The organism is Microvirga sp. HS2 (assembly GCF_055792805.1).
In genome coordinates this window covers 47,936-72,557 of sequence record NZ_JBVVAJ010000005.1, presented here as the reverse complement: position 1 = coordinate 72,557, position 24,622 = coordinate 47,936, and the positions used below count along the sequence as shown (strand labels likewise).

At 65.5% G+C, this 24,622-nt stretch carries 26 protein-coding genes and 1 riboswitch; of the genes, 8 read left to right on the top strand and 18 right to left on the bottom strand.

Going from position 1 to position 24,622, the window contains the following annotated elements:
- Nucleotides 1-56: 56 nt before the first annotated feature.
- From ACS5Q0_RS06520 to coxB, 8 genes are all read right to left on the bottom strand, one after another.
- A complete protein-coding gene (locus ACS5Q0_RS06520) occupies nucleotides 57-803 on the bottom strand; it encodes an SURF1 family protein (protein ID WP_473125800.1) in 747 nt (248 codons plus the stop codon).
- Entirely contained in the window at nucleotides 800-1,174 is a 375-nt protein-coding gene (locus ACS5Q0_RS06515; RefSeq protein ID WP_473125940.1) for a DUF983 domain-containing protein, read from the bottom strand. The genes ACS5Q0_RS06520 and ACS5Q0_RS06515 overlap by 4 nt, the downstream gene beginning before the upstream one ends.
- 98 nt (nucleotides 1,175-1,272) lie before the next feature.
- Entirely contained in the window at nucleotides 1,273-2,118 is an 846-nt protein-coding gene (locus tag ACS5Q0_RS06510) for a cytochrome c oxidase subunit 3 (RefSeq protein WP_473125799.1), read from the bottom strand.
- Between the two features lie 68 nt (nucleotides 2,119-2,186).
- On the bottom strand, nucleotides 2,187-2,777 hold the full coding sequence (locus tag ACS5Q0_RS06505) for a cytochrome c oxidase assembly protein (protein WP_473125798.1): 591 nt from the start codon (nucleotides 2,775-2,777) through the stop codon (nucleotides 2,187-2,189).
- An 8-nt stretch (nucleotides 2,778-2,785) separates the two neighbouring features.
- A complete protein-coding gene (locus ACS5Q0_RS06500; protein WP_473125797.1) occupies nucleotides 2,786-2,947 on the bottom strand; it encodes a DUF485 domain-containing protein in 162 nt (53 codons plus the stop codon).
- A 5-nt stretch (nucleotides 2,948-2,952) separates the two neighbouring features.
- Nucleotides 2,953-3,909, bottom strand: a complete 957-nt coding sequence (locus tag ACS5Q0_RS06495) for a heme o synthase (RefSeq protein WP_473125796.1) — start codon at nucleotides 3,907-3,909, stop codon at nucleotides 2,953-2,955.
- A 139-nt stretch (nucleotides 3,910-4,048) separates the two neighbouring features.
- The gene (ctaD, locus tag ACS5Q0_RS06490; RefSeq protein WP_473125795.1) at nucleotides 4,049-5,665 is read right to left on the bottom strand and encodes a cytochrome c oxidase subunit I; all 1,617 of its coding nucleotides are present in this window, start codon (nucleotides 5,663-5,665) and stop codon (nucleotides 4,049-4,051) included.
- A 32-nt stretch (nucleotides 5,666-5,697) separates the two neighbouring features.
- Nucleotides 5,698-6,552, bottom strand: coding sequence for a cytochrome c oxidase subunit II (coxB, locus tag ACS5Q0_RS06485; protein WP_473125794.1), 855 nt, complete (start codon nucleotides 6,550-6,552; stop codon nucleotides 5,698-5,700).
- A gap of 317 nt (nucleotides 6,553-6,869) precedes the next feature.
- Between coxB and ACS5Q0_RS06480 the strand changes: the two genes are divergently transcribed.
- Nucleotides 6,870-7,382, top strand: coding sequence for an invasion associated locus B family protein (locus ACS5Q0_RS06480; RefSeq protein WP_473125793.1), 513 nt, complete (start codon nucleotides 6,870-6,872; stop codon nucleotides 7,380-7,382).
- A gap of 40 nt (nucleotides 7,383-7,422) precedes the next feature.
- The gene (locus ACS5Q0_RS06475; RefSeq protein ID WP_473125792.1) at nucleotides 7,423-7,992 is read left to right on the top strand and encodes a hypothetical protein; all 570 of its coding nucleotides are present in this window, start codon (nucleotides 7,423-7,425) and stop codon (nucleotides 7,990-7,992) included.
- A gap of 123 nt (nucleotides 7,993-8,115) precedes the next feature.
- On the opposite strand, the gene ACS5Q0_RS06470 is transcribed toward ACS5Q0_RS06475, so the two are convergent.
- Nucleotides 8,116-9,420, bottom strand: a complete 1,305-nt coding sequence (locus ACS5Q0_RS06470) for a hemolysin family protein (protein ID WP_473125791.1) — start codon at nucleotides 9,418-9,420, stop codon at nucleotides 8,116-8,118.
- A 168-nt stretch (nucleotides 9,421-9,588) separates the two neighbouring features.
- A riboswitch (glycine riboswitch) is annotated at nucleotides 9,589-9,681 on the top strand.
- 159 nt (nucleotides 9,682-9,840) lie between these two features.
- Between ACS5Q0_RS06470 and gcvT the strand changes: the two genes are divergently transcribed.
- Genes gcvT through gcvPB form a run of 5 tightly spaced genes read left to right on the top strand, consistent with a single transcriptional unit; the run spans nucleotide 9,841 to nucleotide 14,797 of the window.
- Nucleotides 9,841-10,989, top strand: a complete 1,149-nt coding sequence (gene gcvT / locus ACS5Q0_RS06465) for a glycine cleavage system aminomethyltransferase GcvT (RefSeq protein ID WP_473125790.1) — start codon at nucleotides 9,841-9,843, stop codon at nucleotides 10,987-10,989.
- 18 nt (nucleotides 10,990-11,007) lie between these two features.
- On the top strand, nucleotides 11,008-11,382 hold the full coding sequence (gene gcvH, locus ACS5Q0_RS06460; RefSeq protein WP_473125789.1) for a glycine cleavage system protein GcvH: 375 nt from the start codon (nucleotides 11,008-11,010) through the stop codon (nucleotides 11,380-11,382).
- 13 nt (nucleotides 11,383-11,395) lie between these two features.
- Nucleotides 11,396-11,872: an OsmC family protein gene (locus ACS5Q0_RS06455; protein WP_473125788.1), complete on the top strand. Its 477-nt coding sequence runs from the start codon at nucleotides 11,396-11,398 to the stop codon at nucleotides 11,870-11,872.
- Between the two features lie 16 nt (nucleotides 11,873-11,888).
- On the top strand, nucleotides 11,889-13,229 hold the full coding sequence (gcvPA, locus tag ACS5Q0_RS06450) for an aminomethyl-transferring glycine dehydrogenase subunit GcvPA (RefSeq protein WP_473125787.1): 1,341 nt from the start codon (nucleotides 11,889-11,891) through the stop codon (nucleotides 13,227-13,229).
- Nucleotides 13,229-14,797, top strand: coding sequence for an aminomethyl-transferring glycine dehydrogenase subunit GcvPB (gene gcvPB, locus ACS5Q0_RS06445; protein ID WP_473125786.1), 1,569 nt, complete (start codon nucleotides 13,229-13,231; stop codon nucleotides 14,795-14,797). Before gcvPA ends, gcvPB begins: the two co-directional genes overlap by 1 nt.
- A gap of 213 nt (nucleotides 14,798-15,010) precedes the next feature.
- Here gcvPB and ACS5Q0_RS06440 read toward each other — a convergent pair whose 3' ends face one another.
- The 9 genes from ACS5Q0_RS06440 to ACS5Q0_RS06400 all read right to left on the bottom strand — a co-directional run bounded on the left by ACS5Q0_RS06440 (nucleotide 15,011) and on the right by ACS5Q0_RS06400 (nucleotide 23,382).
- Nucleotides 15,011-15,664 (bottom strand): HAD family hydrolase, encoded by a 654-nt coding sequence (locus ACS5Q0_RS06440; protein WP_473125785.1) that lies wholly within the window; start codon nucleotides 15,662-15,664, stop codon nucleotides 15,011-15,013.
- Nucleotides 15,665-15,732: 68 nt separating this feature from the next.
- Nucleotides 15,733-16,215 (bottom strand): F0F1 ATP synthase subunit B family protein, encoded by a 483-nt coding sequence (locus tag ACS5Q0_RS06435; protein WP_473125939.1) that lies wholly within the window; start codon nucleotides 16,213-16,215, stop codon nucleotides 15,733-15,735.
- Nucleotides 16,216-16,231: 16 nt separating this feature from the next.
- Nucleotides 16,232-16,786, bottom strand: a complete 555-nt coding sequence (locus ACS5Q0_RS06430) for a F0F1 ATP synthase subunit B family protein (RefSeq protein WP_473125784.1) — start codon at nucleotides 16,784-16,786, stop codon at nucleotides 16,232-16,234.
- Nucleotides 16,787-17,001: 215 nt separating this feature from the next.
- Nucleotides 17,002-17,226, bottom strand: a complete 225-nt coding sequence (locus ACS5Q0_RS06425) for a F0F1 ATP synthase subunit C (protein WP_109598421.1) — start codon at nucleotides 17,224-17,226, stop codon at nucleotides 17,002-17,004.
- Between the two features lie 61 nt (nucleotides 17,227-17,287).
- On the bottom strand, nucleotides 17,288-18,016 hold the full coding sequence (locus ACS5Q0_RS06420; RefSeq protein WP_473125783.1) for a F0F1 ATP synthase subunit A: 729 nt from the start codon (nucleotides 18,014-18,016) through the stop codon (nucleotides 17,288-17,290).
- Between the two features lie 62 nt (nucleotides 18,017-18,078).
- A complete protein-coding gene (locus ACS5Q0_RS06415; protein WP_473125782.1) occupies nucleotides 18,079-18,282 on the bottom strand; it encodes an AtpZ/AtpI family protein in 204 nt (67 codons plus the stop codon).
- Between the two features lie 375 nt (nucleotides 18,283-18,657).
- Complete coding sequence (gene smc / locus ACS5Q0_RS06410; protein WP_473125781.1) at nucleotides 18,658-22,116, bottom strand: chromosome segregation protein SMC; 3,459 nt, start codon at nucleotides 22,114-22,116, stop codon at nucleotides 18,658-18,660.
- 45 nt (nucleotides 22,117-22,161) lie between these two features.
- Complete coding sequence (locus ACS5Q0_RS06405; protein ID WP_473125780.1) at nucleotides 22,162-22,800, bottom strand: DsbA family protein; 639 nt, start codon at nucleotides 22,798-22,800, stop codon at nucleotides 22,162-22,164.
- Between the two features lie 72 nt (nucleotides 22,801-22,872).
- Complete coding sequence (locus tag ACS5Q0_RS06400; RefSeq protein WP_473125779.1) at nucleotides 22,873-23,382, bottom strand: DUF721 domain-containing protein; 510 nt, start codon at nucleotides 23,380-23,382, stop codon at nucleotides 22,873-22,875.
- A 57-nt stretch (nucleotides 23,383-23,439) separates the two neighbouring features.
- Here ACS5Q0_RS06400 and mutY point away from each other — a divergent pair, with 57 nt between their 5' ends.
- Entirely contained in the window at nucleotides 23,440-24,561 is a 1,122-nt protein-coding gene (gene mutY, locus ACS5Q0_RS06395) for an A/G-specific adenine glycosylase (RefSeq protein ID WP_473125778.1), read from the top strand.
- Nucleotides 24,562-24,622: the final 61 nt, after the last annotated feature.

Genomic DNA, 24,622 nt, shown 5'->3' with positions numbered 1-24,622 from the left:
CGATCGCCCGCCACCGAAAGTGGCGGGCCGGAACGAGGGCGATCTGCCGGGCTGCCTTATCCTTTGATGCGCTTCCAGGCGAAGGCTCCGAAGACGCCGACGAGGGTAAGGGCGAGGCCGTACCAGGTCAGCGCATATTGCAGATGGTTGTTGGGCAGCGTGAGCTGGGTCTGCCCGCCGCGCGGCCAGCCGCCGCGATTGGGCGTAGCGTCCGCATCGATGAGGAAGGGGGCGACGCGCTCAAGGTTGCGGGCCTCCGCGATGGCCTGCGGATCGCGCGTGAACCACGTGTTCTTGGCCGGATCGTCCTTCGGCGTGAAGGGGTTGCGCGCCTCGGGCGCACGCACGAGGCCTGTGACCGTCACGTCGCCTTCAGTTTGGCCCTGGGGACGGGTGGCGGGGTCCTTCAGCTCCATCGGCACGATGCCGCGGTTGACCATCACGATGGCCCCCGACGGGAGCTTCAGGGGCGTCACGATGTAATAGCCTTGAAGGGGCGCGCCCTGGCGCGTTCCGGGAGCCAAGCCGTAGACCGGCGTCTCCAGGTCGTGCAGGAAGGTACCGGTCACCCGGACCTTGCGGAACTCGTCCTGATCCGCCCGCCATCCGGCCCATTCCGATTCGGGCAGGATGGAGCCGGGCTCGCCATAGGCGCGGGACTCGATCTGCTGGACCAGCCCTTCCTTCCAGGCCTTGCGCTGGAGCTGCCAGGCGCCGAGGCCGATGAGGATCGCGAGGGCGATCAGCGAGGCAAGGCCCGGCAGGATCAGCGAGCGGATATTGTTTGGACGAGACGCGGTCACCTCTGAATCCGCCCTTCCTCCGCCTTGTGGTGGTACTGAAGCGCGACCAGAACGCCCTTGGAGGGCCGCACGAGGGCGAGGCTCAGGGCGATGCTCAAGGCGGACCACATGACGAGGTGGAGCCAGATCGGCGGCGAATAGGCGAACTCGACCCACAGGGCGAGACCGATGACCACGATGCCGACGATGGACATCACGAAGAAGGCCGGGCCGTCCCCCGAATCGGCGAAAGCGAAGTCGAGGCCGCAGACCTCGCATTGCGGCCGCACCTTGAGGAAGCCTTGAAACAGGTGGCCCTTGCCGCAACGGGGGCACAGGCCCTTGAGGCCGGTGATGACGGGCGGAGCGGCGGTCTGGTCCTGGGCCACGATGATTCTCCGTGAAAACGCCTCCCTCACATGGGAAGGGGAGGCCAAAAAGCGAAGGGCGGCCCGAAAGCCGCCCTGTCAAGTTTGTCTCGTGAGCGGCTCTAGTGGCCGCCGTAGCCCCAGACGTAGATCGAGGCGAAGAGGAAGAGCCACACCACGTCCACGAAGTGCCAGTACCAGGCCGCGAACTCGAAGCCGAGATGCTGCTGGGGCGTGAAGTCGCCACGATAGGCGCGCAGCAGGCAGACGCCGAGGAAGATCGTGCCGATGATCACGTGGAAGCCGTGGAAGCCCGTCGCCATGAAGAAGGTGGCGCCGTAGATGTTGCCGCTGAAGCCGAAGGCCGCATGGCTGTACTCGTAGGCCTGCACGCAGCTGAACACGAAGCCCAGGATGACGGTGAGCCACAGGCCGGCCTTGAGGCCCTGGCGGTCGTTGTGCAGGAGCGCATGGTGCGCCCAGGTGACCGTGGTGCCGGAGGTCAGCAGGATCAGGGTGTTGAGCAGCGGCAGGTGCCACGGATCGAAGGTCTCGATGCCCTTCGGGGGCCACACGCCGCCCAGAGCCTCGACGCGCGAGTAGAGCTGCGGGTCGCCGGCATAGAGGGCCGCATCGAAATAGGCCCAGAACCAGGCCGCGAAGAACATCACCTCGGAGGCGATGAACATGATCATGCCGTAGCGGTGATGCAGCTGGACCACGCGGGTGTGGGAGCCGGTATTGGCTTCGCGCACCACGTCGGTCCACCAGCTGAGCATGGTGTAGAGCACGCCGATGATGCCTGCGCCGAAGATATAGGCGCCCAGGTGCATGCCGCCGAAGGTGATGCCCTTCCACCAGGTCACAAACCCGGACGCCATCAGGAAGGCGCTGACCGAGCCGATGAGCGGCCACGGGCTCGGTTCAAGAATATGATAATCGTGGTTCTTGGCGTGGGCCTCGGCCATTTTCTGTCGTCTCCGTGCCTCGAATGTGACCTCGCTTTAAGACGTTTCTGTCCAGCTTGTCACGTCCCTTATTGAGCGATGGGTTTGGTTGATGACGTCGCCTCCGCCACCGGCTTGCCCGCCTTGGACGGGAAGTAGGTGTAGGAAAGCGTGATGGAAGTGAGATCCTTCACGTCGGAATCCTGCGCCAGACGCGGATCGACGTAGAACACGACCGCCGATTCCAGGGTTTCCCCCGGCTGCAGGGTCTGCTCCGTGAAGCAGAAGCATTCCAGCTTCGAAAAGTAGCTGCCTGCGAGATCCGGCTGCACGTTGTAGGTGGCGATGCCGGTAGCGGGTTTGTCGCCCGTGTTGGTGACCTTGTAATAGACCGTCGTGGTCTCGCCGAGCTTCACCTTGACCTCGGGCTTCTCGGGCGCGAACCTCCAGCTCAGGCTGGGAGACACGTTGGCGTCGAAGCGCACGGCGATCGAACGGTCCACGACTTCCGACGCGTTGTTGGCGCGCACGACGGGCGTGCCGTCGAAGCCGGTGACCTTGCAGAAGAGGTCGTAGAGAGGCACGGAGGCATAAGCGAGCCCGACCATGCCGACGGCAACGCCGAGGCAGGCAAAGGCCGTGCGGTGCATTTTGCGTTGGGGATTGGGTGCTTCAGCCATCGCTCATCTCACAGCGGACGGTTCAGGATCTGCGGGCCCAGCTTCGCGATGGTGATCGCGAACAGCAGGATGCAGAGGAAGCCGAGCGTCAGCCCCAGGGCGATCGAGCGACGCCTGCGACGTTTCTGTTCCTCGGGAGTGAGGCGATAGGAGGAATGCGGATCCGTCATGCTCTTCACCCCATAACCGGATGGAAGAAGCCGAAGCCGTGCTCCGCGAGGAGGGTGGCGAACAGCAGGAAGAGATAGAGGATCGAGAAGCCGAAGAGCTGCTGGGCCACGCGCATGGCCGGCTCGCCCTTCCGCAGGCGGTAGACCTGGATCGCGAGCGCCAGCATGCCGAGGCCGCCGACGAACGCGACGATCGCGTAGGCCAGGCCGCCGAATCCCACGAAGACGGGCGCCAGTCCGAGCGGGGCGAGGAGCACCGTATAGGCGAGAATCTGGAAGCGGGTGGCGTCCGGACCGGAGACGTTCGGCATCATGGGAACGCCGGCACGCTCGTAATCGCCCGACTTCACGAGGGCCAGGGCCCAGAAATGGGGCGGCGTCCACATGAAGATGATGGCGAAGAGAATGATGCTGTCCCACGCCACGTGACCGGTCACGGCCGCCTGCGCGACGACCGGGGGCAGGGCGCCCGCCGCGCCGCCGATCACGATGTTCTGCTGCGTCGAGCGCTTCAGCCACATGGAATAGACGACCACGTAGAAGAAGATCGTGAAGGCCAGGAGACCGGCGGCCAGCCAGTTGCTGGCGAGGCCCAGGATCAGCACGGAGCCCGCGGTCAGGGTCAGGCCGAAGGCGAGCGCCTCTCCGGGTTGGATCTTGCCTGCGGGGATCGGGCGCTTGCGCGTGCGCGTCATGACGGCGTCGATGTCAGCGTCCCACCACATGTTCAGGCAGCCCGATGCGCCGCCGCCGACGGCGATCATCAGGAGCGAGACGAAGGCCAGCACGGGATTCACGTCCGGATGGCTGACGACCATTCCGACGAGCGCCGTGAAGACGACGAGAAACATCACCCGCGGCTTCAGGAGGGCGAAGAAGTCGGACACGTCTCCCTGAGAAAGGCCTGAATGGCCGAGGCTCTCGGTCTGGGAATCGGTCAAACTGTTCGACAGGGTGTTCATATCCAATAATCTTCCGAAACGCCGAAGAATGAGGCGAGAGCGCCTCGCGATGTCAGCTCCTCGCCGGAAGGCTTCGATCATCGATCGAAGCCTTCGGGGGAGGAGCACGGGCGGCGAAGGCCGCCCGGCTCGATGGAGATTAGTGGCCCGTATCGACGATGCGGGGCAGGGTCTCGAACTGGTGGTATGGAGGCGGAGACGACAGGGTCCATTCCAGCGTCGTCGCACCTTCGCCCCACGGGTTGCCGGCGGCCTTCTCCTTGCGGACGAAGGCATAGATCACGCCGCCGATGAACACGAACAATCCGACGAAGAAGATGTAGGAGCCGATCGAGGACACCAGGTTCCAGCCCGCGAAGGCGTCCGGATAATCCGCATAGCGGCGCGGCATGCCGGACAGGCCGAGGAAATGCATCGGGAAGAACAGCACGTTGGCACCGATGAAGGCGATCCAGAAGTGCAGCTTGCCGATCCAGTCGGGCATCACGTAGCCGGTGATCTTCGGGAACCAGTAGTAGATGCCCGCGAAGATCACGAACACGGCGCCGAGCGACAGCACGTAGTGGAAGTGAGCCACCACGTAGTAGGTGTCGTGCATGTAGCGGTCGACGGGAGCGTTCGCCAGCACGACGCCGGTGACGCCACCGACCGTGAACAGGAACACGAAGCCCACAGCCCACTGCATGGCCGCGGTGAAGCGGATGGAGCCGCCCCACATGGTGGCGATCCACGAGAAGATCTTCACGCCGGTGGGCACCGCGATCACCATCGTGGCGAACACGAAGTAGGCCTGCGTCTGCAGCGAGAGGCCGACCGTGTACATGTGGTGCGCCCAGACCACGCTCCCGACCACCCCGATGGCCGCCATGGCGTAGGCCATGCCGAGATAGCCGAAGATCGGCTTCTTGGAAAACGTCGAGACGATGTGGCTGATGATGCCGAAGGCGGGCAGGATCATGATGTACACTTCGGGGTGGCCGAAGAACCAGAACAGGTGCTGGTAGAGCACCGGATCACCGCCGCCGGCCGGATCGAAGAAGGTCGTGCCGAAGTTGCGGTCGGTCAGCAGCATCGTGATCGCACCGGCCAGAACCGGCAGCGACAGGAGCAGCAGGAACGCGGTCACCAGCATGGCCCAGGCGAAGAGCGGCATCTTGTGCAGCGTCATGCCCGGAGCGCGCATGTTGAGGATCGTGGTGATGAAGTTGATCGCACCCAGGATCGAGGCCGCACCGGCGAGGTGCAGGGCCAGGATGCCGAAGTCGAGAGCCGGGCCGGGATGGCCCATGGTCGAGAGCGGCGGATAAACCGTCCAGCCGCCGCCGAAGCCGAGCGAGCCCGGAGCGCCCTCGACGAAGAGCGAGCAGAGCATCAGGCAGAAGGCCGAGACGGTGAGCCAGAAGGAGATGTTGTTCATCCGCGGGAAGGCCATGTCGGGCGCGCCGATCATGAGCGGGATGAACCAGTTGCCGAAGCCGCCGATGAGGGTGGGCATCACCATGAAGAACACCATGATGAGGCCGTGGCCGGTCACGAAGACGTTGAACGCCTGCGGATTGGAGAAGAACTGCAGGCCGGGCTCCTGGAGCTCCAGGCGCATGGCGATCGACAGAAGGCCGCCGACGATGCCCGCCGTGAAGCCGAAGATGAGGTAGAGGGTGCCGATGTCCTTGTGGTTCGTGGAGTAGAACCAGCGCCGCCAGAACGTCGGGTGACCGTGGTGATCCGCGTGAGCGGCATCAACTGCATGTGCCATAATGCGACCTCTATGGTCCTTGGTTTTCTAAATTACTGGGCGTCAGCGAGCTTGAACGGAGCCGAACCTTCGGTGGAAGCATAACGCTGCTTCGCCTCGGTCAGCCAAGCGGCATATTGCTGCTCGCTCACGACGCGGATTTCGATCGGCATATAGGGATGGCCGTTGCCGCAGAGTTCCGAGCACTGGCCGTAGTAAACGCCTTCCTTGTCGGCCTTGAACCAGGTTTCGTTCAGGCGTCCGGGAATGGCGTCGACCTTGATGAAGAATGAAGGCAGCGCGAAGGAGTGGATCACGTCCGCAGACGTCACCTGAACGCGCACGACCTTGCCGACCGGCACCACCATGGCGTTGTCGGCGCCCAGCAGGCGCGGCTGGTCGGGCTTCAGGGCGCTGGCGTCGGTGATCATGTTCGAATCGAACTTGAAACCGCCCTGATCGGCCGGGTACTCGTAGCCCCAGTACCAGGAATAGCCCGTCGCCTTGATCACGACATCGGCCTGCGGCGGAACCAGCTGCTGACGGAGGAGGCGGAACGACGGAATCGCGACCGCCACGAGGATCAGCACCGGAACGATGGTCCATGCCACCTCGAGCAGGGTGTGGTGAGTGGTTCGGGAGGGAACCGGGTTCTTCCGCTCGTTGAAGCGGGCGACGACCACCAGGAGCAGCGCCAGCACGAAGAGGCAGATCAGGGTGATCAGCCAAACCAGGTAGGTGTGGAAGTTGGACACGCTCTGTCCCAACTCGGTCACCATCTCCTGCATGCCGGTTTCCCAAGGGGAGGGGCGGCCTGCGGCAGCGCACGCCTCACTTATGCCCAACACAAGTGCGACCGCTGCCGTGGAGAGGGCGGTCACCGATCGACGTCCAGTCTCGATCCGCATCGGCGTTCCAAAGCTCCTAAAGATGTGGTGGCCGTGAGGCCACGAAAGCATAAAGGAGACAACGCGGGCGTGCGAATAGCGGCGCCCGGCTTGCGCCATCACCTTTGATCCACGTCAAAGACCACAGTACGCGCCGAAGCGCAACGGTTCTCAGGCTGCAATTTGTGCGTCATAACCGCCAAAAGCGATTGTGGTCCCCACATATCTCCCTCTCGCTTGACATTATAGCCTCTGCCATGGTCCCAACGGGCCGAGGATTTGGATCGGAGCGGCCGGGCCGCTGCCCTTGGATCGAGGGTTCAATCAAGGAGAAACCAATGGGCGTTTCACGATGGGGCCGCTACGGGGTGACGGCATTCCTTGGCCTGTCAGCTTTGGCCGCTGCGAGCGGCGCCAGCGCCCAGGGAATGGTGAAGAACACCTACGGCGACTGGCAGATGCGTTGCGAAACTCCGGCGGGAGCCTCGGCCGAGCAATGCGCCCTCGTCCAGAACGTGGTGGCGGAGGATCGGCCGAACGTCACCCTCGTCATTATTGTGTTGAAAACCGCCGACGGCAAAAGCCGGCTCCTCCGCGTGGTCGCGCCGCTTGGTATTCTCCTGCCGTCCGGGCTCGGACTGAAGATCGACCAGACGGATATCGGCCGGGCCGGATTCGTGCGTTGCCTGGCGACGGGTTGCGTTGCCGAGGTTGTCATGGAAGATAATCTCATCAACCAGATGAAGACCGGGCAATCCGCCACCTTCATCGTGTTCCAGACGCCCGAGGAGGGCATCGGGATTCCTGTGTCGCTGAACGGATTCGCGACCGGTTTCGATGCGCTTCCTTAAAGAGCACAGACAGCAAGAAGAGAGAGCCGGGGGGAGTTCGATGGTAAAGGGTTTGAGTGCGAAGGCCGGTGTGGCATTGGCCGTTCTGAGCGTGTCCACTCTGGCCGGGTGCACATCGTCCGGCGAGAGCGGCAGCGGCAGCGGCATGGGCATCGGCGAAATGCTGCTGACGGGCGGCGCTTCGCGCACGCCGGTCCAGGCCAAGGCTGCGGACGATGTGTATTGCCCGCCGGTGACCATCTTCGAGGGAGGCTCCGCGCTCCGGGCCGGGGATCCGTCGTCCCCGCGCACCCAGATCGCGATCAGCAATCTCGCCCGCGAATGCCTGGGGCAGCCGGACGGCTCCACCCTGGTGAAAATCGGCGTCGAGGCCCGCGCTCTTCTGGGCTCAGGCGGGTCGGCGGGACGCTACCCTGTTCCGGTCCAGTTCGTGGTGAAGGACGGCTCGACCATCATCGCCAACCGGAGCCGCAGCGGCGTGGCGGCCATTCCGGCCGGCAGCGCCCAGGCGACCGTCACCGTCGTCGAGGACAACATCGTGGTGCCCGCGGCGCGCGCGAACACCTTCGAGATCGAGGTGGGGCTCGGCGGTAGGGGCCGGCGCGGCTAAGCCGCGCTTGTTCAAGAGCCCGCATGATCAGATGCATTGGGGCTGGTTCCGCTCAAGCGGAACCAGCCCTTTTCTTTGCCGCATGTCTGAAGGGCGAACCGGGTCCACCTCACTGAAAATGCGCTAGGAGCGAGTGGCCGAGCCAGCTCTCTGGTTCAAGGGCATCGCGAGAACCTTGTCGATGCGGCGCTCGTCCAGGTCGACCACCTCGAAACGCCAGCCGAGCGCGTCCACCTGCTCACCCGTGCTGGGCAGGTGCTGCAATTCGCTGATCACCAGCCCGCCGACCGTGTGATAGCTGCGGGCCTCGGGCAGGGGCACGCCCAGGACATCCGCCATTTCGTCGACGGCCATGGAGCCTGCGAGCAGCCAGGAGCCGTCCTCGCGGCGCACCGCGTCGGGTTCGGGCGTTTCGCCGTCGGAGCGGAAGGCGCCGACGATCGCCTCCAGGGCGTCCGCCGGCGTGACGACGCCCTCGAAATGCCCGTACTCGTCATGGACGAGGGCCATGGGCACTTCAGAATCGCGCAGAACCGCGAGCGCGTCCAGGGCGTACAGGGTGTCGGGAATGACGGGGGCGCTTTGGATCTGGGAGCGGATGTCCAGGGTCCGGTCCGAGAGCATGGCCGCCAGGAGAGCCCGTGACTGGACGACGCCGATGATGTTGTCGGGCGAGCCCTCGCTCACGGGGAGGCGGGAGTGAGGAGTTTCCAGCAGGAAAGTGCGGATCCTCTCCGGATCGTCGTCGATGTCGATCCAGTCCACGTCCGTGCGCGGAGTCATGAGGCCGCGCACTGTCCGGTCGCCGAGGCGCAGGACGCCGGAGATCATGCGCCGCTCCTCCTCCTCGATCACGCCCGCGCTCTCGGCCTCGCCGACGAGCATCTTGATCTCTTCTTCGGTCACGGTCGCCTCCTCGCCGGAGGACGAGCCCAGGAGGCTGAAGATGAGGCGCGTGGAGGCGTTCAGAAGCCATACGGCGGGAGCGGCGACCTTCGAGAGCACCAGCATCAGCGGAGCCATCGTGCAGGCGATCCCTTCGGGATGGCGAAGCGCGAGCTGCTTGGGCACCAGCTCGCCGATGACGATGGAGAGATAGGTGATGAGGCCGATCACGACGCCGAAGCCGAGCGGCTCGGCCAAGCCTTCCGGCATGCCCTCGGCGAGGAGGATCTGGGTCAGGCGATCGCCCAGAGCCGCGCCCGAGAAGGCGCCGGCCAGAATGCCGACGAGGGTGATGCCGATCTGGACCGTGGACAGGAAGCGCCCCGAATCCTCCATGAGGGCGAGGGCGGTGTTGGCCCCGGAGCGGCCCTGTTCGGCCATGGCCTTCAGGCGAGGCCTGCGGGCCGAAACGATAGCGAGTTCTGAAAGCGCGAAGACGCCGTTCAGGGCGACGAGAGCAAGAGCGATGACCAGTTCGAGCAACGGTGCTAGGAGCTGCCGACCGGTTCAGGCCGCGCTTTCCCCTTCTGTGGATGATGGTCTTAACATGAGGGTTCCGATGCGTTCCGTCAATTAAGCCGGGAAGAGGTCCGATGCGGCACCCTGATTTGTTGACAGGATCCGATTTCCTCTTCAGAGCTAAAAGCGCCGATGATCCCCGCGGAAGAGACCGGGCTTTCCAAGCCCGGCGCCGAAGGCGCAACCGCCCCGGAAACGCTCAGGCCAAAGGACCGCGCGGGAGCTGGCACTCTGGAAAGCGGCGATGCAACGAACGCATCGCCCACCGACGGGCGTAACCTGCCGCTTCGAGCGGTTTGGGAAATCTCTCAGGTCTCGGGACAGAGGGGGCGCACAGCAACGGGCCGCAAGGCTCGATGAAACGCGCACCTTTGAGGGATCCTGATGGCCGAGCCAGCGCATAGCGACCAGCCGCTTCTGCAAACCCCGCTTCACGCCGCCCATGTGGCGCTTGGCGCTCGTATGGTGCCCTTCGCCGGCTACGACATGCCGGTGCAGTACCCCACCGGCATTCTGACCGAGCACAACTGGACCCGCGAGCATGCGGGCCTCTTCGATGTCTCCCATATGGGCCAGGCTTTCCTCGTCGCCGAGGACAAGAGCCACGAGACCGTCGCCAGGGCGCTCGAGGCCCTGGTTCCCGCCGATGTGCTGAGCCTCAAGCCCAATCAGCAGCGCCTGTCGCTGCTCATGTCCGAGGACGGCGGCATCCTCGACGATCTCATGGTCACCCGCGTCGGCGCGCCGGGGCACGAGGGCTGGCTCTATCTGGTGGTGAACGCCTCCATGAAGGAGCAGGATTACGCCCATATCCAGGCGCGTCTGCCCAAGGGCGTCTCACTCGACCGCAAGGACGACCTGGCGCTCATGGCCCTCCAGGGCCCGTCCGCCGAAGGCGTGCTGGCGAAGCTCGCGCCGTCCATCGCCGGTCTGCCCTTCATGATGTCCGCCGACGTACAGGTCGACGGCATTGCCTGCCATGTGTCCCGTTCGGGCTATACGGGCGAGGACGGCTTCGAGATTTCATGCCGTGCGGACGAGGCGGCCAAGCTCTGGGACAGGCTGCTGTCCGATCCGGAGGTGAAGCCCATCGGCCTCGGCGCGCGCGATTCCTTGCGTCTCGAGGCGGGCCTGTGCCTCTACGGCCACGACATCGACGCCACGACCTCGCCCATCGAGGCCGGCCTGATCTGGTCGATCCAGAAGCGCCGCCGCGAGGAAGGCGGCTTCCCAGGCGCCGAGCGCATTCAGCGCGAGATCAGGGATGGTGCCGCCCGCGTTCGCGTCGGCATCAGGCCCGAGGGCCGGGCCCCGGCGCGCGAGGGCGCCATCATCGCCACGCCCGACGGGCGCGAGGTCGGCATCGTGACCTCCGGCGGCTTCGGTCCCACCGTCAACGGCCCGATCGCCATGGGCTATGTCTCGAAGGACGTGTCCGCAATCGGCACGGATCTTCATCTCGTCGTTCGCGGCAAGCCGCTGCCCGCCAAGGTCGCCGCGATGCCGTTCGCACCCCACCGTTACAAGCGCTAGCACCCAGAGGAACCGATCATGACCACGCGCTACACCAAGGATCACGAATATATCCGCATCGAGGGCGATGCCGGGATCGTCGGCATTTCCGACTACGCCCAGAGCCAGCTCGGCGACGTCGTTTTCGTGGAGCTGCCGAGCGTCGGCAAAACCCTCGCGAAAGGTGACGAGGCCGCCGTCGTCGAAAGCGTGAAGGCCGCGAGCGAAGTTTACGCTCCGGTTTCCGGCGAGGTCGTCGAGGTCAACAGCGAACTCGAAGCCTCGCCCGGCACGGTGAACGAGGATCCGGCCGGCCGCGGCTGGTTCATGAAGATCCGCCTCACGAACCAGAGCGAGCTCGACGGCCTCCTGACCGAAGAGCAGTACCAGGAATTCGTGAAGTCGATTTCGTAAAGAGACCGATCCGATGTCGCACGAATACAGGGCCAATGTGCGTTGGACGCGCGGGGAGGGGGAAGCGTTCTCCGACAACCGCTACAGCCGCGCGCATCGATGGTCGTTCGACGGCGGCATCGAATTCATGGCATCGGCGTCGCCTTCCGTGGTGCCGCTGCCTCTGTCCCGCGAAGATGCGGTGGATCCGGAGGAGGCTTTCGTGGCGGCGGTGTCGAGCTGCCACATGCTGACCTTTCTCGGAATCGCCGCCAAGAAGCGCTTCGTCGTCGACCGCTATGAGGACAGGGCGCTGGGCCTCATGACGCCGAACGAGAAGGGCAAGCTCTTCGTGTCCAAGATCACTCTGGATCCGGTCATCGCGTTCTCGGGCGACAAAGTTCCGACGCCCGACCAGATCGCCGACATGCATCACCTCGCCCACAAGGAATGCTTCATCGCGAATTCCGTGCTCACGGAAATCGTGGTGGCGGGCGTTCCCGCGCACTGAACCAAGGTTTTAACCGATGCGTTACTTGCCTCTCTCCGACACCGACCGCAGCGAGATGCTCTCGCGCATCGGCGTCAAAAACGTCGACGAATTGTTCGCCGACGTGCCGAAGAACCTGCTTCTGAAGGATCCGGTCGATCTGCCTCGCCACAAAGGCGAATTGGAGGTGGAGCGCATCCTCTCCCGCATGTCCGCCAAGAACGTGCCGGCCTCGTCCGTGCCGTTCTTCGTGGGCGCGGGAGCCTACAAGCACCACGTGCCCGCGACCGTCGATCACCTGATCCAGCGCTCCGAGTTTCTGACGAGCTACACGCCGTATCAGCCGGAGATCGCGCAGGGCACGCTGCAGTATCTCTTCGAGTTCCAGACCCAGGTCGCGGCTCTCACGGGCATGGAGGTGGCGAACGCCTCCATGTATGACGGCTCCACCGGCACGGGCGAGGCGGTGCTCATGGCGCACCGGGTCACCAAGCGCCGCAAGGCCGTGCTCTCCGGTGGCCTGCATCCGCATTACGCCGAGGTGGTGCGCACCCTCTCCGACATGGCGAGCGACAGCGTCGTCACCATGCAGCCCGACGTGGCGGGCACCGAGGACATCCTTTCGCAGATCGACGACACGACCTCCTGCGTCGTCGTGCAGTCGCCGGACGTGTTCGGCAACGTTCGCGACCTGAAGCCGATCGCCGAGAAGGCGCACAAGCACAGCGCGCTGCTGATCGCCGTGTTCACGGAGGCCGTATCGCTCGGCCTCGTGGCTTCGCCCGGCAGCCAGGGCGCGGACATCGTGGTGGGCGAGGGCCAGTCCATCGGCAATGCGCTGAATTTCGGCGGCCCCTATGTCGGACTCTTCGCCACGCAGTCGAAGTTCATCCGCCAGATGCCGGGCCGCCTCTGCGGCGAGACGGTGGACGCGGACGGCAATCGCGGTTTCGTGCTGACCCTCTCCACCCGCGAGCAGCATATCCGCCGCGACAAGGCGACCTCGAATATCTGCACCAATTCAGGCCTTTGCGCGCTGGCTTTCACCATTCACATGACCCTGCTCGGCGAGACGGGATTGAAGCGCCTCGCCCGCGTCAATCATGCGAATGCCGTCAAGCTCGCGGATCAGCTTGCGGCCGTGAAGGGCGTCGAGGTTCTCAACACGACCTTCTTCAACGAGTTCACCGTGAAGCTCGCCAAACCCGCGGCCGAAGTGGTCGAACGGCTGGTCGCGAAGGGCGTGCTCGCGGGCGTGCCCGTATCGCGCCTGCTGCCCGGCGCGGGCCTCGACAACCTACTGCTGGTGGCCTCCACCGAAGTGAACACCGATGATGATCGCGCGGCCTTTGTCGCCGCCTTGAAGGAGGTTCTGTGATGTTGAACCGCCAGGGACGTCCCACCAATGCCGGTCAGGCCGGCACCACCGAGCACCCGACCTTCACCGGCAACAAGGCGCTGGCGCAGATCGAGCCGTTGCTCTTCGAGATCGGCCGCTATGACACCACCGGCGTCGACATCGACGAGCCGGAGGATTTCGAGCCGCGCCTCGGCGGATTGGAGCGCAAGGAGGCCATCGGCCTTCCGGGCCTTTCCGAGCCCGAGACCATGCGCCATTACGTGCGCCTATCTCAGATGAACTACGGCATCGATACGGGCCTGTTCCCGCTCGGGTCCTGCACCATGAAGCACAATGCGCGCCTGAACGAGCGCATGGCACGCCTGCCGGGCTTCTCCGACGTGCACCCGCTGCAGCCGGTCTCCACGGTGCAGGGGGCGCTGGAGCTCATGAACGAGCTCGGCCGCTATCTCGTCACGCTCACCAACATGACGGCCGTGGCGCTCTCGCCGAAGGCCGGCGCGCATGGCGAGTTGTGCGGCATGATGGCGATCAAGGCCGCCATCGAAGCCCGCGGCGAGGGCAAGACCCGCAACGTGGTGCTGGTGCCCGATTCGGCCCATGGCACGAACCCGGCCACTGCGGCCCTCATCGGCTTCGTCGTGAAACCGGTGCCGGCGCGCGAGGACGGCTGGGTGCATGTGGATGACGTGAAGGAGCGTCTCGGTCCCGACGTGGCCGCGATCATGCTCACGAATCCCAACACCTGCGGTCTCTTCGAGCCCCAGGTCGCGGAGATCGCGAAGGCGATCCATGATGCTGGCGCCTATTTCTACTGCGACGGCGCGAACTTCAACGCCATCGTTGGCAAGGCGAAGCCGGGCGATCTCGGCGTCGACGCCATGCACATCAACCTCCACAAGACCTTCTCCACGCCTCACGGCGGCGGCGGCCCGGGCTCCGGTCCGGTGGTGCTCTCCGAGCGTCTTGCGCCTTATGCGCCCGTCCCATTCGTGCGCATGGGCAAGGACGGCTTCGAGCTGGTGGAGCAGGTCTCCGACGCGGCGGAGAAGCCATTCGGCCGCATGACGGCCTTCCACGGCCAGATGGGCATGTATGTGCGGGCGCTGTCCTACATGCTCTCGCATGGCTCGGACGGCATGAAGCAGGCATCGGAAGATGCGGTGCTCAACGCCAACTACATCCGCGCGGGCCTGTCCGACCTGATGTCGCTGCCTTTCGGCGACAAGCCGTGCATGCACGAGGTGCTGTTCGACGATGCATGGCTCAAGGATACCGGCGTGACCACCCTCGATGTGGCCAAGGCCATGATCGACGAGGGTTATCATCCGATGACCATGTACTTCCCGCTGGTGGTGCACGGCGCGATGCTGATCGAGCCGACGGAATCCGAATCGAAGGCGTCGCTGGACCTCTTCATCGCGACGCTGCGCGATCTCGCGATGGCTGCGAAGAACGGGGACACGGAACGCTTCACCGGCGCGCCCTACCACGCGCCGCGCCGCCGTCTCGACGAGACCCGCGCCGCCCGCAACCCGGTCCTCAAATGGACGCCACCCGCGCCCGTCGCCGAAGCGGCGGAGTAAGGGTTTCTTCAGTGACGCAAATGCCCGGCCAAGTGCCGGGCATTTTGATTCCGCATGCCTTCGGGGTTCGGAGACGCGGAGGATGCTATCAACGCCTCATCGCCATGGCGGGATGTGTTCCGGTCATCCACCTCTCGCAAACCACGGCGGCGTCAAGACGTGGATCCCCGGCCCAAGGCCGGGGATGACGAGGAGAGTGTCGTCCCGGATCCGCTACGCCCTGCCAGATCGCACAACTGCAGGCAGGTCCGCCATCCGTGAGATCGTGACGGGCGCACCGGCCTGCCGCAGATTCTCCGCATGATTCGGCCCGCAATGTCCTCCGCCGGTGAAGCCGATGACGCGCATTCCGGCTGAACATGCCGCCTGAACCCCGGCAGGCGAATCCTCGATGACGAGGCACTCCTGCGGGCGCGCTTTCATCTGTTCGGCAGCGAAAAGAAACAGGTCCGGTGCGGGCTTTCCGCGCGCGACCTGCGTGGCGCTGAAGACATTGTCAAAGAGGTCGGTGAGACCTGTGACGCGCAGCGACAGGGCGATTCGCTCCGGCACGGAGGACGAGGCGACGCAGCGCGGATGGGGCAGGGAGAGAATCGCGTCGCGCACGCCTGCGATCGGTTTCAGATCCGTCTCGAAACGCGCGAAGAGGGCGCTGTTGATGCGCTCGGCGAAGTCGCCCGGCAGGGTGCATCCATGTTCCGCTTCGATGCGTGCGATCATGTCCTTCATGCTCTTGCCCACGAATTGCCGCGTGATGTCGTCCACCGTGTAGGGCAGGCCGAGATCGTTGAGGATATCGGCGTCGACCTGACAGGCGAGCGGCTCGGAATCGACCAGGACGCCATCGCAATCGAAAATCAGGACCATCGGATTCTCCAGCAAAAAGGCCGCCTCGAAGGGCGGCCTTGAAATCGTCGTCACTGCGCGCGGAAGGCTTACTGCAGCTTCGTGCGCACGTCGTTGAGGCCCTGGCTGACCAGAGAGGCTGCGGTGTTGCCGGTGATTTCCTGGCGCAGGACGCGCTCGGAAGCCTTGACGGCGGCATCGACAGCGGCGGCGCGGACCTCGGCGGAGGCCTGAGCCTCGGCCTGCGCGATCTTCGCCTCGGCGGTCGCCGTGCGGCGCTTCACGAAGTCGGCCATCTTCTCCTGGGCCTCGCGGGCCAGGCGCTCGGCCTCGTCCTTGGCGGCGGAGACGATGTCCGCGGCTTCGCGCTCGGCGGCGGCGCGCTTGGCCTCGAACTCCCTGAGGAGCCTCTCGGCGTCCCCGCGCAGGCGCTTGGCCTCGGCGAGTTCATCGGCGATGCGCTTGCCGCGGGAATCGAGCTGGTTCAGCACTTTCCCGGGCACACCGTAATAAAACAGGATGCCCCAGAAGATGAAAAAGGCGACGGCGACCCAGAATTCGGCGCTCTGCAACATAGGGTGTCTCCGATCAGGCGTTGATCTGGTCGAGGGCGGTGTCGACCGCCTGCGGGGCCGGAGCCTTGCCGGTCAGGCGCTCGATGATGGCGCTGGCCGTATCGCGTGCGATGCCGCGCACATGGCCCATGGCCTCCGCCTTGCGGGCGGAGATGGTGGCCTCGGATTCGGCAAGGCGCTTGTTGAGGTCGGCTTCGAGAGCCTTGCGCTTGGCGTCGCTTTCGGCTGCGAGCTTGGCGCGGGTCTCCTGCGCGAGGGTCTGGGCGCGGCCCTTGGCCTCGGCGAGAGCCTTCTCGTAGGCCGCTCCGGCCTCTTCGGCGCGGGTCTTCATCGCGGCGGCGTCGTCGAGGTCGCTGGCGATCATGGAACGCCGGTTCTCGATGATGCCGGACAGGCGCGGCAGGACCAGCTTCGACATCAGGGTGTAGAGCACCGCGAAGGTGATCAGGAGCCAGAGCAGCTGACCGGCGTAGGTTTCCGTCTCGAAGGGCGGGAAGCCGACATCCTCGTGAGCGCCACCGTGCGCTTGTGTTTCGGCGTGGGTCGTCTGAGCCTGAGCCTGGGCCATGGAGCAGATCCTAAAAGGATGAGTTATCCTGGAGCATAGTGCCTTCCGGCAGGGCCGGACGGCACGCTCGTCTTTGTCGCATCGTGTCCGCGAGGGCAGGGGCCCGTCTCAGCGCACGATGCTCGAAAATAAACGAATGACGGCGGGATGCCGCCGTCACTCAAGTCGAGGCGAGGCACTCGCCGCGCCCCGACCTCCCGATCACCGTCTTGGAATTAGGTGAAGAGCAGAACGAGAGCGACGACGAGGCAGAAGATGCCGAGACCTTCCGCGAGCGCCGCACCGATGAAGGCGCGAGCGAACTGGCTGTCAGAAGCCGACGGGTTGCGCAGAGCGCCCGACAGGAAGTTGCCGAAGATGTTGCCAACGCCCATGGCGGCGAGGCCCATGCCAATGCAGGCAAGGCCCGCGCCGAGGAACTTGAAAGCAACCGGATCCATTGTGAACTCCTTGAGTAGTCTTTGACCGGGAGGGAGGGGGAGGGGCTAACGCAGCGCAGACCTAGTGGCCCGGGTGCAGCGCGTCGTTAAGGTAGATGCAGGTCAACACAGTGAAGACGTAGGCCTGCAGAGCGGCGACGAGGAACTCGAGCGCCATGAGAGCAACCGCCATGAGGAGCGGCAGCGGAGCGAGGATCGACAGAGCTCCACCGGCGCCCAGGAGCGCCACGACGAAGCCGCCGAAAACCTTCAATGCGATGTGCCCCGCGAGCATGTTCGCGAAAAGACGCAGGGACAGCGAAACCGGTCGCGACAGGAACGAGATGACCTCGATGACCACGATGAAGGGCAGGAGCCAGACCGGCACGCCCGACGGGACGAAGAGGCCGAAGAAGTGGGCGCCGTGCTTGACGAGGCCGTAGACCACGACGGTGCCGATGACGAGCATCGCCAGGGCGAAGGTCACGATGATGTGGCTCGTGACGGTGAAGAAGCCCGGGATCATGCCGAGCATGTTCGCCGTGAACACGAACATGAACAGGGAGAAGACGAGCGGGAAGAACTTCATGCCTTCCTTGCCGGCCGCATCCGTGAGGGTTCCCGCCACGAAATCGTGGAGAACCTCCGCGACCGACTGGCCGCGGCCCGGAACGAGCGCGCGCTTGCGGGTCGCCACCATGAAGCCGCCCACGATCAGGGCTGCGGCGCCGATCATGAACAACGACGAATTGGTGAAGCTGATCGCCGGGATGATGGGCTTGATCTGGAATTGTTCGATCGGGCTCGCCATGATCCGCTCTTAACTCTCGCTGTTGTTCAATGCCGTTCGGCTGTCGAAGGTCGGGCTTCGGATTATCGCTTCTCGTCATACTTGGCCGGCTTTGCCAGTCCGGCTGCTCTCAAGAGGTTGAGCATGCCGGCGCAGAAGCCGAGTATGAGACAAACGATCAGGCCCCAAGGCGAAGTCCCCGCGAAGTGATCGACGAGCCAACCCATGACCCCGCCTGCAACAACGCCTGCGACGAATTCGGCCGAAAGCCGGAAGGCTTGGCCCATCGCGCTGGCATCCGAAGTCTGGCGGTTGCGAGGTTCAGGCTCAGCCCGATGAGCGGATGCTTGAGAGATCCGTGCATCGAGAGATTTCAGCCTCGCGGACAAGTCGGCATCATCGGCACTGCCCGGTTTCCTCTCATTTCCGCCGTTCCGCTCGCGAGGGTCCGCCATTGCGATCTCCTGTAAAAGCGTTGCGGGAAAATGCTTGGAAGCCCAGCCCCGAAAGCCGGGCGCAACATATGGGCGGGGGGCAACCCTGTCAAGAACCGTCTGAAAACAGATAAGTGATTGATATATTTTAGAAAAGTCGGTTTTCGGGCGAGCTTGGCCCGAAAGCCCACACGTTTTTGAGGCCGAACGAAGGCAGGGCTGAAAGCCTTAAGCCACCTCAAGAATGCGTTCGGCGCTCTGCAGGTCGACCGACACCAGCTGCGAGACGCCCCGCTCGGCCATGGTGACGCCGAAAAGGCGGTCCATGCGGGCCATGGTGATCGGGTTGTGGGTGATGACCACGAAACGGGTCTCGGTCTGCTTCGACATCTCCTCCAGGAGAGCGCAGTAACGCTCCACGTTCGCGTCATCGAGAGGCGCGTCGACCTCGTCCAGCACGCAGATCGGGGAGGGATTCGTGAGGAACACCGCGAAGATGAGCGCGGTGGCCGTCAGCGCCTGCTCGCCGCCGGACAGAAGGGTCATGCTCTGAGGCTTCTTGCCGGGAGGCCGGGCGAGAATCTCGAGGCCCGCCTCCAGCGGGTCGTCCGAATCGACCAGGGTCAGTTCCGCCGTGCCGCCGCCGAAGAGGGTGGTGAAGAGGCGCTTGAAGTGGCCGTTCACCACGTCGAAGGCGGCGAGCAGGCGCTCGCGGCCCTCGCGGTTGAGGCTGCCGATGGCCCCGCGCAGGCGCTTGATGGCCTCGACGAGGTCGTCCCGCTCCGTGGCGATGCCGGTATATTTGGCTTCCAGCTCGGCCAGCTCCTCGTCGGCGCGCAGATTCACGGCGCCGAGGCGCTCGCGGTCGGACTTCAGGGAATGGAGCTTCGATTCGATCGATGCGTGAGAGGGCAGCTCGGTCGCTTCCCGCAGGCCTGCCATCTCGATCAGGCCGGCCGGGGTGGTTTCGAGGTTCTCCGCGATGTTGCGGGTGATCTCGGCCAGACGCTGCACGGCGGCCTCGTGGCGCGCCTGGGAGCCGGCGCGCGCCTCGCGGGCGGCGGCGAGCGCTTCCAGGGACGCGCGGGCGGCGCGGTCCGTCTCGGCGAGGCCGGTTTCCGCGTCGGCGAGGCGGTCGGCGGCTTCCTTGCGCCTGGCTTCCGCTTCCTCGACCTCGGTCATGAGGGCGCGGCGGCGCTGGAGATAGGTGTCGGGAGCCTCCAGCAGGCGCTGGTGCTCGTCCTGGGCGCGTTCGAGGCGCTCGCTCAGGTCCTCGTGGGCCTTGGCGGCGCGGGCGGCGCGCTCGGTCCAGAGGCGGATATCGGCGGCGATCGAGTCCTGGCGGCGGCGGCGAAGCTCGGCTTCGTGCATCAGGGATTGCAGCGCGGCGCGAGCCTCGGAAGCGGCGGCGCGGCGCTCGGCCACGCGGGTGCGCTCTTCGAGGAGCCTGCTTTCCAGATCGGGCGCGGGAGCCAGCTCCTGCAGGGCGCCTTCCGCATCCTGCACGCGCTCCAGGGCCTCGGCCTCGCTCTCCGAGAGGCGGGCGAGGCCTTCCTGCAGGGCCGAGCGGCGCTGGCCGAGCTCGGCTTCCTTGCGCTCGGCTGCGGAGAGCCGGGTGCGGGCGGCGTCGAGGGCCTGACGGGCCTGACGCGCGGCCTCGATGGCCTGCATTTCACGGGAGGCGGCCAGACGCACGGCCTCCAGGGCCGCTTCAGCCTCGTGGCGCAGATGCTCGGCCTGCTCACGGGCCTCGGCTGCTTCGCGCTCCAGGTCTCCGAGCCGGTTCTTCTCGGCGAGACGGCGGGCCGCCGGGGAGGGAGCTTCCGCCGCGGTGGTGAAGCCGTCCCAGCGCCAGAGGTCGCCTTCCTGGGAAACGAGGCGCTGGCCGGGCTTCAGCAGGCCGCGCAGGCGCAGGCCGTCCGCCTTGCTCACCACGCCGATCTGCCTGAGGCGGCGCTGCAGCTCCACGGGCGCCCTGGACAGATCGGCGAGCGAGCGGACGCCTTCCGGCAGGGACGGATCGCTCTCGCCCGCGCCGGTCATTTCCCAATGATGCGGAGCGGAGGGATTGGTGGAGGCTTCGAGATCGTCCCCGAGCGCGGCGCCGAGCGCGGTCTCGTAGCCCTTCTCGACCGTGATCTGGTCGAGCGCCGGAGGCCAGAGGTCGCCGGTGGCGGAGGTGACGAGCTTGGCGAGCGTCAGCGCCTCGGTTTCGAGGCGCTGGGCCTTGCGCTCGGCCTCGTTGAGAGGCTGGCGCAGCCGGTTTTCCGCCTCGCGCGCCGCCGCAAGGGCCTCGCGAGCCTCGGTCACGGCCTCTTCCGAGCTCTGCGCCGTTTCCTCGGCGATCGCCATGTCCTCGCGCAGATCGTCGATCGGCGCGCCGTCCTGGGTCGAGGCGGACAGGGCCTCGATCTCGCGCTCAAGGCGCTCCTTCTCCGACCGGAAGCGGGCCGCGCGCTCCATTTCCTCGCGCACCGCGCGCTCGAGGGCGGCGCGGCGGGCGTTGAGGTCGGAGGTCTGGGCCTGAAGCGCGCTCAAGGAAGCCTCGGCCTCGGCGAGGGCGGCTTCGGCCGCCTGAAGGCGTTCCTCGCTCTCGGCGCGGATGTCGTCGGCCCCGTCCGTGGTCTGGGCGATCTCGGCGGCCTCGCTCTGGAGGCGCTCGATGGTGGCCTCGGCATCGGCCCGCTGGGCGGCCTCGCGGGCGATGTCCCGGTTCAGGTCGCCGATATGGCGCTCCAGCTCGACCACGCGCTCCTTGGAGCGGCGCTCTTCCGATTCGAGTTCGTTGCGGGCATGGGTGAGCCGTTGCAGGGCCGCGGCGGCCTCGGCCTCGGCCTGCCGCAGGGCAGGGAGGCCATGGGCCGCGACGGCCTGGGCGGTCGCCGTCCGGGTCTGCTCTTCCGTGAGGTCCGCGACGGCCTTGAGGTCCTCGGCCACCTGTTTTTCGGCGGCGGCGGCCTGCTCCCGGGCCTCCGCGTAGCTGATGGCGTACATCAGCGCTTCGAGACGGCGGATCTCGGACGAGAGGTTCTTGTAGCGCGACGCCTGGCGGCCCTGGCGCTTGAGGCTCTCGATCTGGCTTTCGAGCTCCCGGATCACGTCCTCGACGCGCACCAGGTTGTCCTCGGCGGCCTTGAGGCGCAGCTCCGCCTCGTGGCGGCGGGCATGGAGGCCCGCGATGCCGGCGGCGTCTTCCAGGATGCGGCGGCGCGCCTGGGGCTTGGCCGAGATGATCTCGCTGATCTGGCCCTGGCGGACGAGGGCGGGCGAGCGCGCGCCGGTGGCGGCGTCGGCGAACAGGATCTGCACGTCGCGGGCGCGCACTTCCTTGCCGTTCACCCGGTAGGTGGAGCCTTCCTCGCGTTCGATCTTACGCGAAATTTCGAGAAGGTCGGTGTCGTTGAAGGCGGCGGGCGCCGTGCGCTCCATGTTGTCGATGGTGAGCATCACCTCGGCCCAGTTGCGGGCCGGGCGGTTGCCGGAGCCGGAGAAGATGACGTCGTCCATCCCCGTGGCGCGCATATTCTTGTGGGAGTTCTCGCCCATCACCCAGCGCAGGGCTTCCACGAGATTGGACTTGCCGCAGCCATTCGGCCCGACCACGCCGGTCAGGCCCGGCTCGATCAGGAAGTCGGTCGGCTCGACGAAGGTCTTGAACCCTGCGATTCGAAGGCGCGTCAGCTTCATGGACGCGCCTTTCCGTCCGGCCCGTTCAGGGCAGGTGTAAGGGGCTTATTCGCCCAGCAGAGGTTTGATGACCTTTTCAATCTCATCGATCGTCAGGCTTCCCGGATGACGCTGGCCATTAATGAAGAAAGTCGGGGTGGCGTCCACACTGAACTGCTCCATAGCCCGGTTCTTCACCGAATTGACTGCGTCATAAAGTTTCTGGTCCTTGAGGCAAGCGTCAAATTTTTCCTGTGAAAAACCTGCCTGCTTCATGAGCTGGCGCAGCGAATCGAGGGGCTTGTCCACAAACGCCCAGTTCTTCTGCTGCTCGAAGAGCATGTCGGTGATCGGATAATATTTGTCGTTGCCCTCGCAGCGGGCGAGCATGAAGCCGGCGGTCGCAAGCGGATCCAGGGGGAATTCGCGCAGGATGAAGCGGACCTTGCCCGTGTCGATGTAGCGCTTCTTCAGCTCCGGCCAGGTGGTGGCGTGGAAATGGGCGCAATGGGAGCAGGTCAGCGACGCATACTCGATGATCGTGACCTTGGCGTTCTCAGGCCCCAGGGCGACATCGCCGAGGGGGCCGGCGACCGCGAGATCCTGAACGGCGACGTTCTGCGCCAGGGCCGGGAGGCTGGTCGCGAGGTATGCGGTGACGGCTGCGGTCCCGAGAAGCTGAAGCGTCTGACGCCGGGTGATCATGGGAAAAGAACTCCTGAAGAGATGCTGCTTTGCGGTAGAAGGAGACGATGGTGAAGGCAAGCGCCGCCCATCTCACGCTTTCGTGCGTGAACCGGAGCTGACGATGGCCTGGCCCAGCCGGTCCAGGGCGGCCTTGAGGCGTTCCTCCTCGATGCCGCCGATGGCCGACGCGACCTTCGCCTTGTCGGCCGGGCTGAGGGGCGGAGCCGGGGGCTTCCTGGGTTCAACCCGCCGGACCGGGCCTTGTTTCAGCACGATCTTTCCGATGCAGCGCCAGCCGTAATAGGTGTTCACCCGGTCGATGACCGTGGGCGCCATATGCTGGAGTTCGAGCGCGAAGGCGCTTTCCACGCGGATCACGAGGGTCGCGGGCTCCGGGCGCGCCTCCGGATCGGCATGGGGGGCCTTCCGCTTCCACTCGATCTTGAGGGGCTGGGTGAAGGCGGCGAGCCGCTCGCCCACGATCTCGGGCCAGGCCATGATGACGTCTGAGCTGGCAAAGCCTTGCGCCGCCAGGCTCGGGGAGAGACAGACGTCCAGAAACTCGGCAAGGGGGCGCGCCAGGGGGCTCGGTCGTCTCATGTTGAATGTCCAAAAGCCGCGTTGGAATATTCCGTTTAGACCGTTATTCCACGTCACATGTTAACGCCCGCTTCGAGCGCGACCAAGCCCGACCCGCAGGACCTGCTTGCCTGGTACGACCGTCACCGGCGCGAGCTGCCTTGGCGCGCCCGGGCGGGCGAAACCGCAAACCCTTACCGCGTCTGGCTTTCCGAAATCATGCTGCAGCAGACCACGGTGGCTGCGGTCAAACCCTTCTACCTCAATTTCTTAGGTCGTTTCCCGAATGTGGAGGCCCTCGCCGAGGCTCCTGCGGATTCGGTCATGCAGGCCTGGGCGGGGCTCGGCTACTATTCCCGCGCCCGCAACCTCCATGCCTGCGCCAAGGCGGTTGTGGAAAAGCACGGCGGCGAGTTCCCCTCGACGGAAGCCGACCTCCTGACGCTGCCCGGCATCGGGGCCTATACGGCGGCTGCGGTCGCGGCGATCGCCTTCAATCGGAAGGCGGCGGCGGTGGACGGCAACGTGGAGCGGGTCGTGTCCCGCCTTTTCATGGTCGAGGAGCCTCTGCCCAAGGCCAAGCCCCTTATCCGCGCCCTGACGGACGACCTCGTGCCCGAGGACAGGCCCGGCGATTTTGCGCAGGCCCTGATGGATCTCGGCGCCACCATCTGCACGCCCAAGCGCCCGGCCTGCGCGCTGTGCCCCTGGATGAGGCCGTGCCAGGCCCGCGCCGCGGGCCTTCAGGAGACGTTCCCGAAGAAGCAGAAGAAGGAGACCGGGCCATTGCGCAAAGGCGCGGCCTTCGTGGTGCTGCGCGCCGACGACACGATTCTCCTGCGCACCCGCCCGCCGACCGGCCTGCTCGGCGGCATGGCCGAGCCGCCGACGAGCGAGTGGGAGCCGAATTACGAACCATCCCGCGCCGTGCTCGATGCCCCCATCGACGCGCGCTGGCAGCGCCTGCCGGGCACGGTGCGCCACGTCTTCACCCATTTCCCCCTGGAGCTCACGGTGCTCTTCGCGAAAGTGCCCAAAGGCACGCCCGCGCCCCACGACATGCGCTGGACCCCGCGCCTGCACCTCCACGAGGAGGCGCTGCCCGGCGCCATGAAGAAGGTGCTGACACATGCCTTGGGCGATCTGCCGGGGGCGAAGCAGAAGCCTGGGAAGAAGGCCCTCGACCCATCCGGATCATGATCCCGGTTGCCTTTTGACGCCTGGGATACCGTTGTGATATAAAATTACGTTTTATATCATG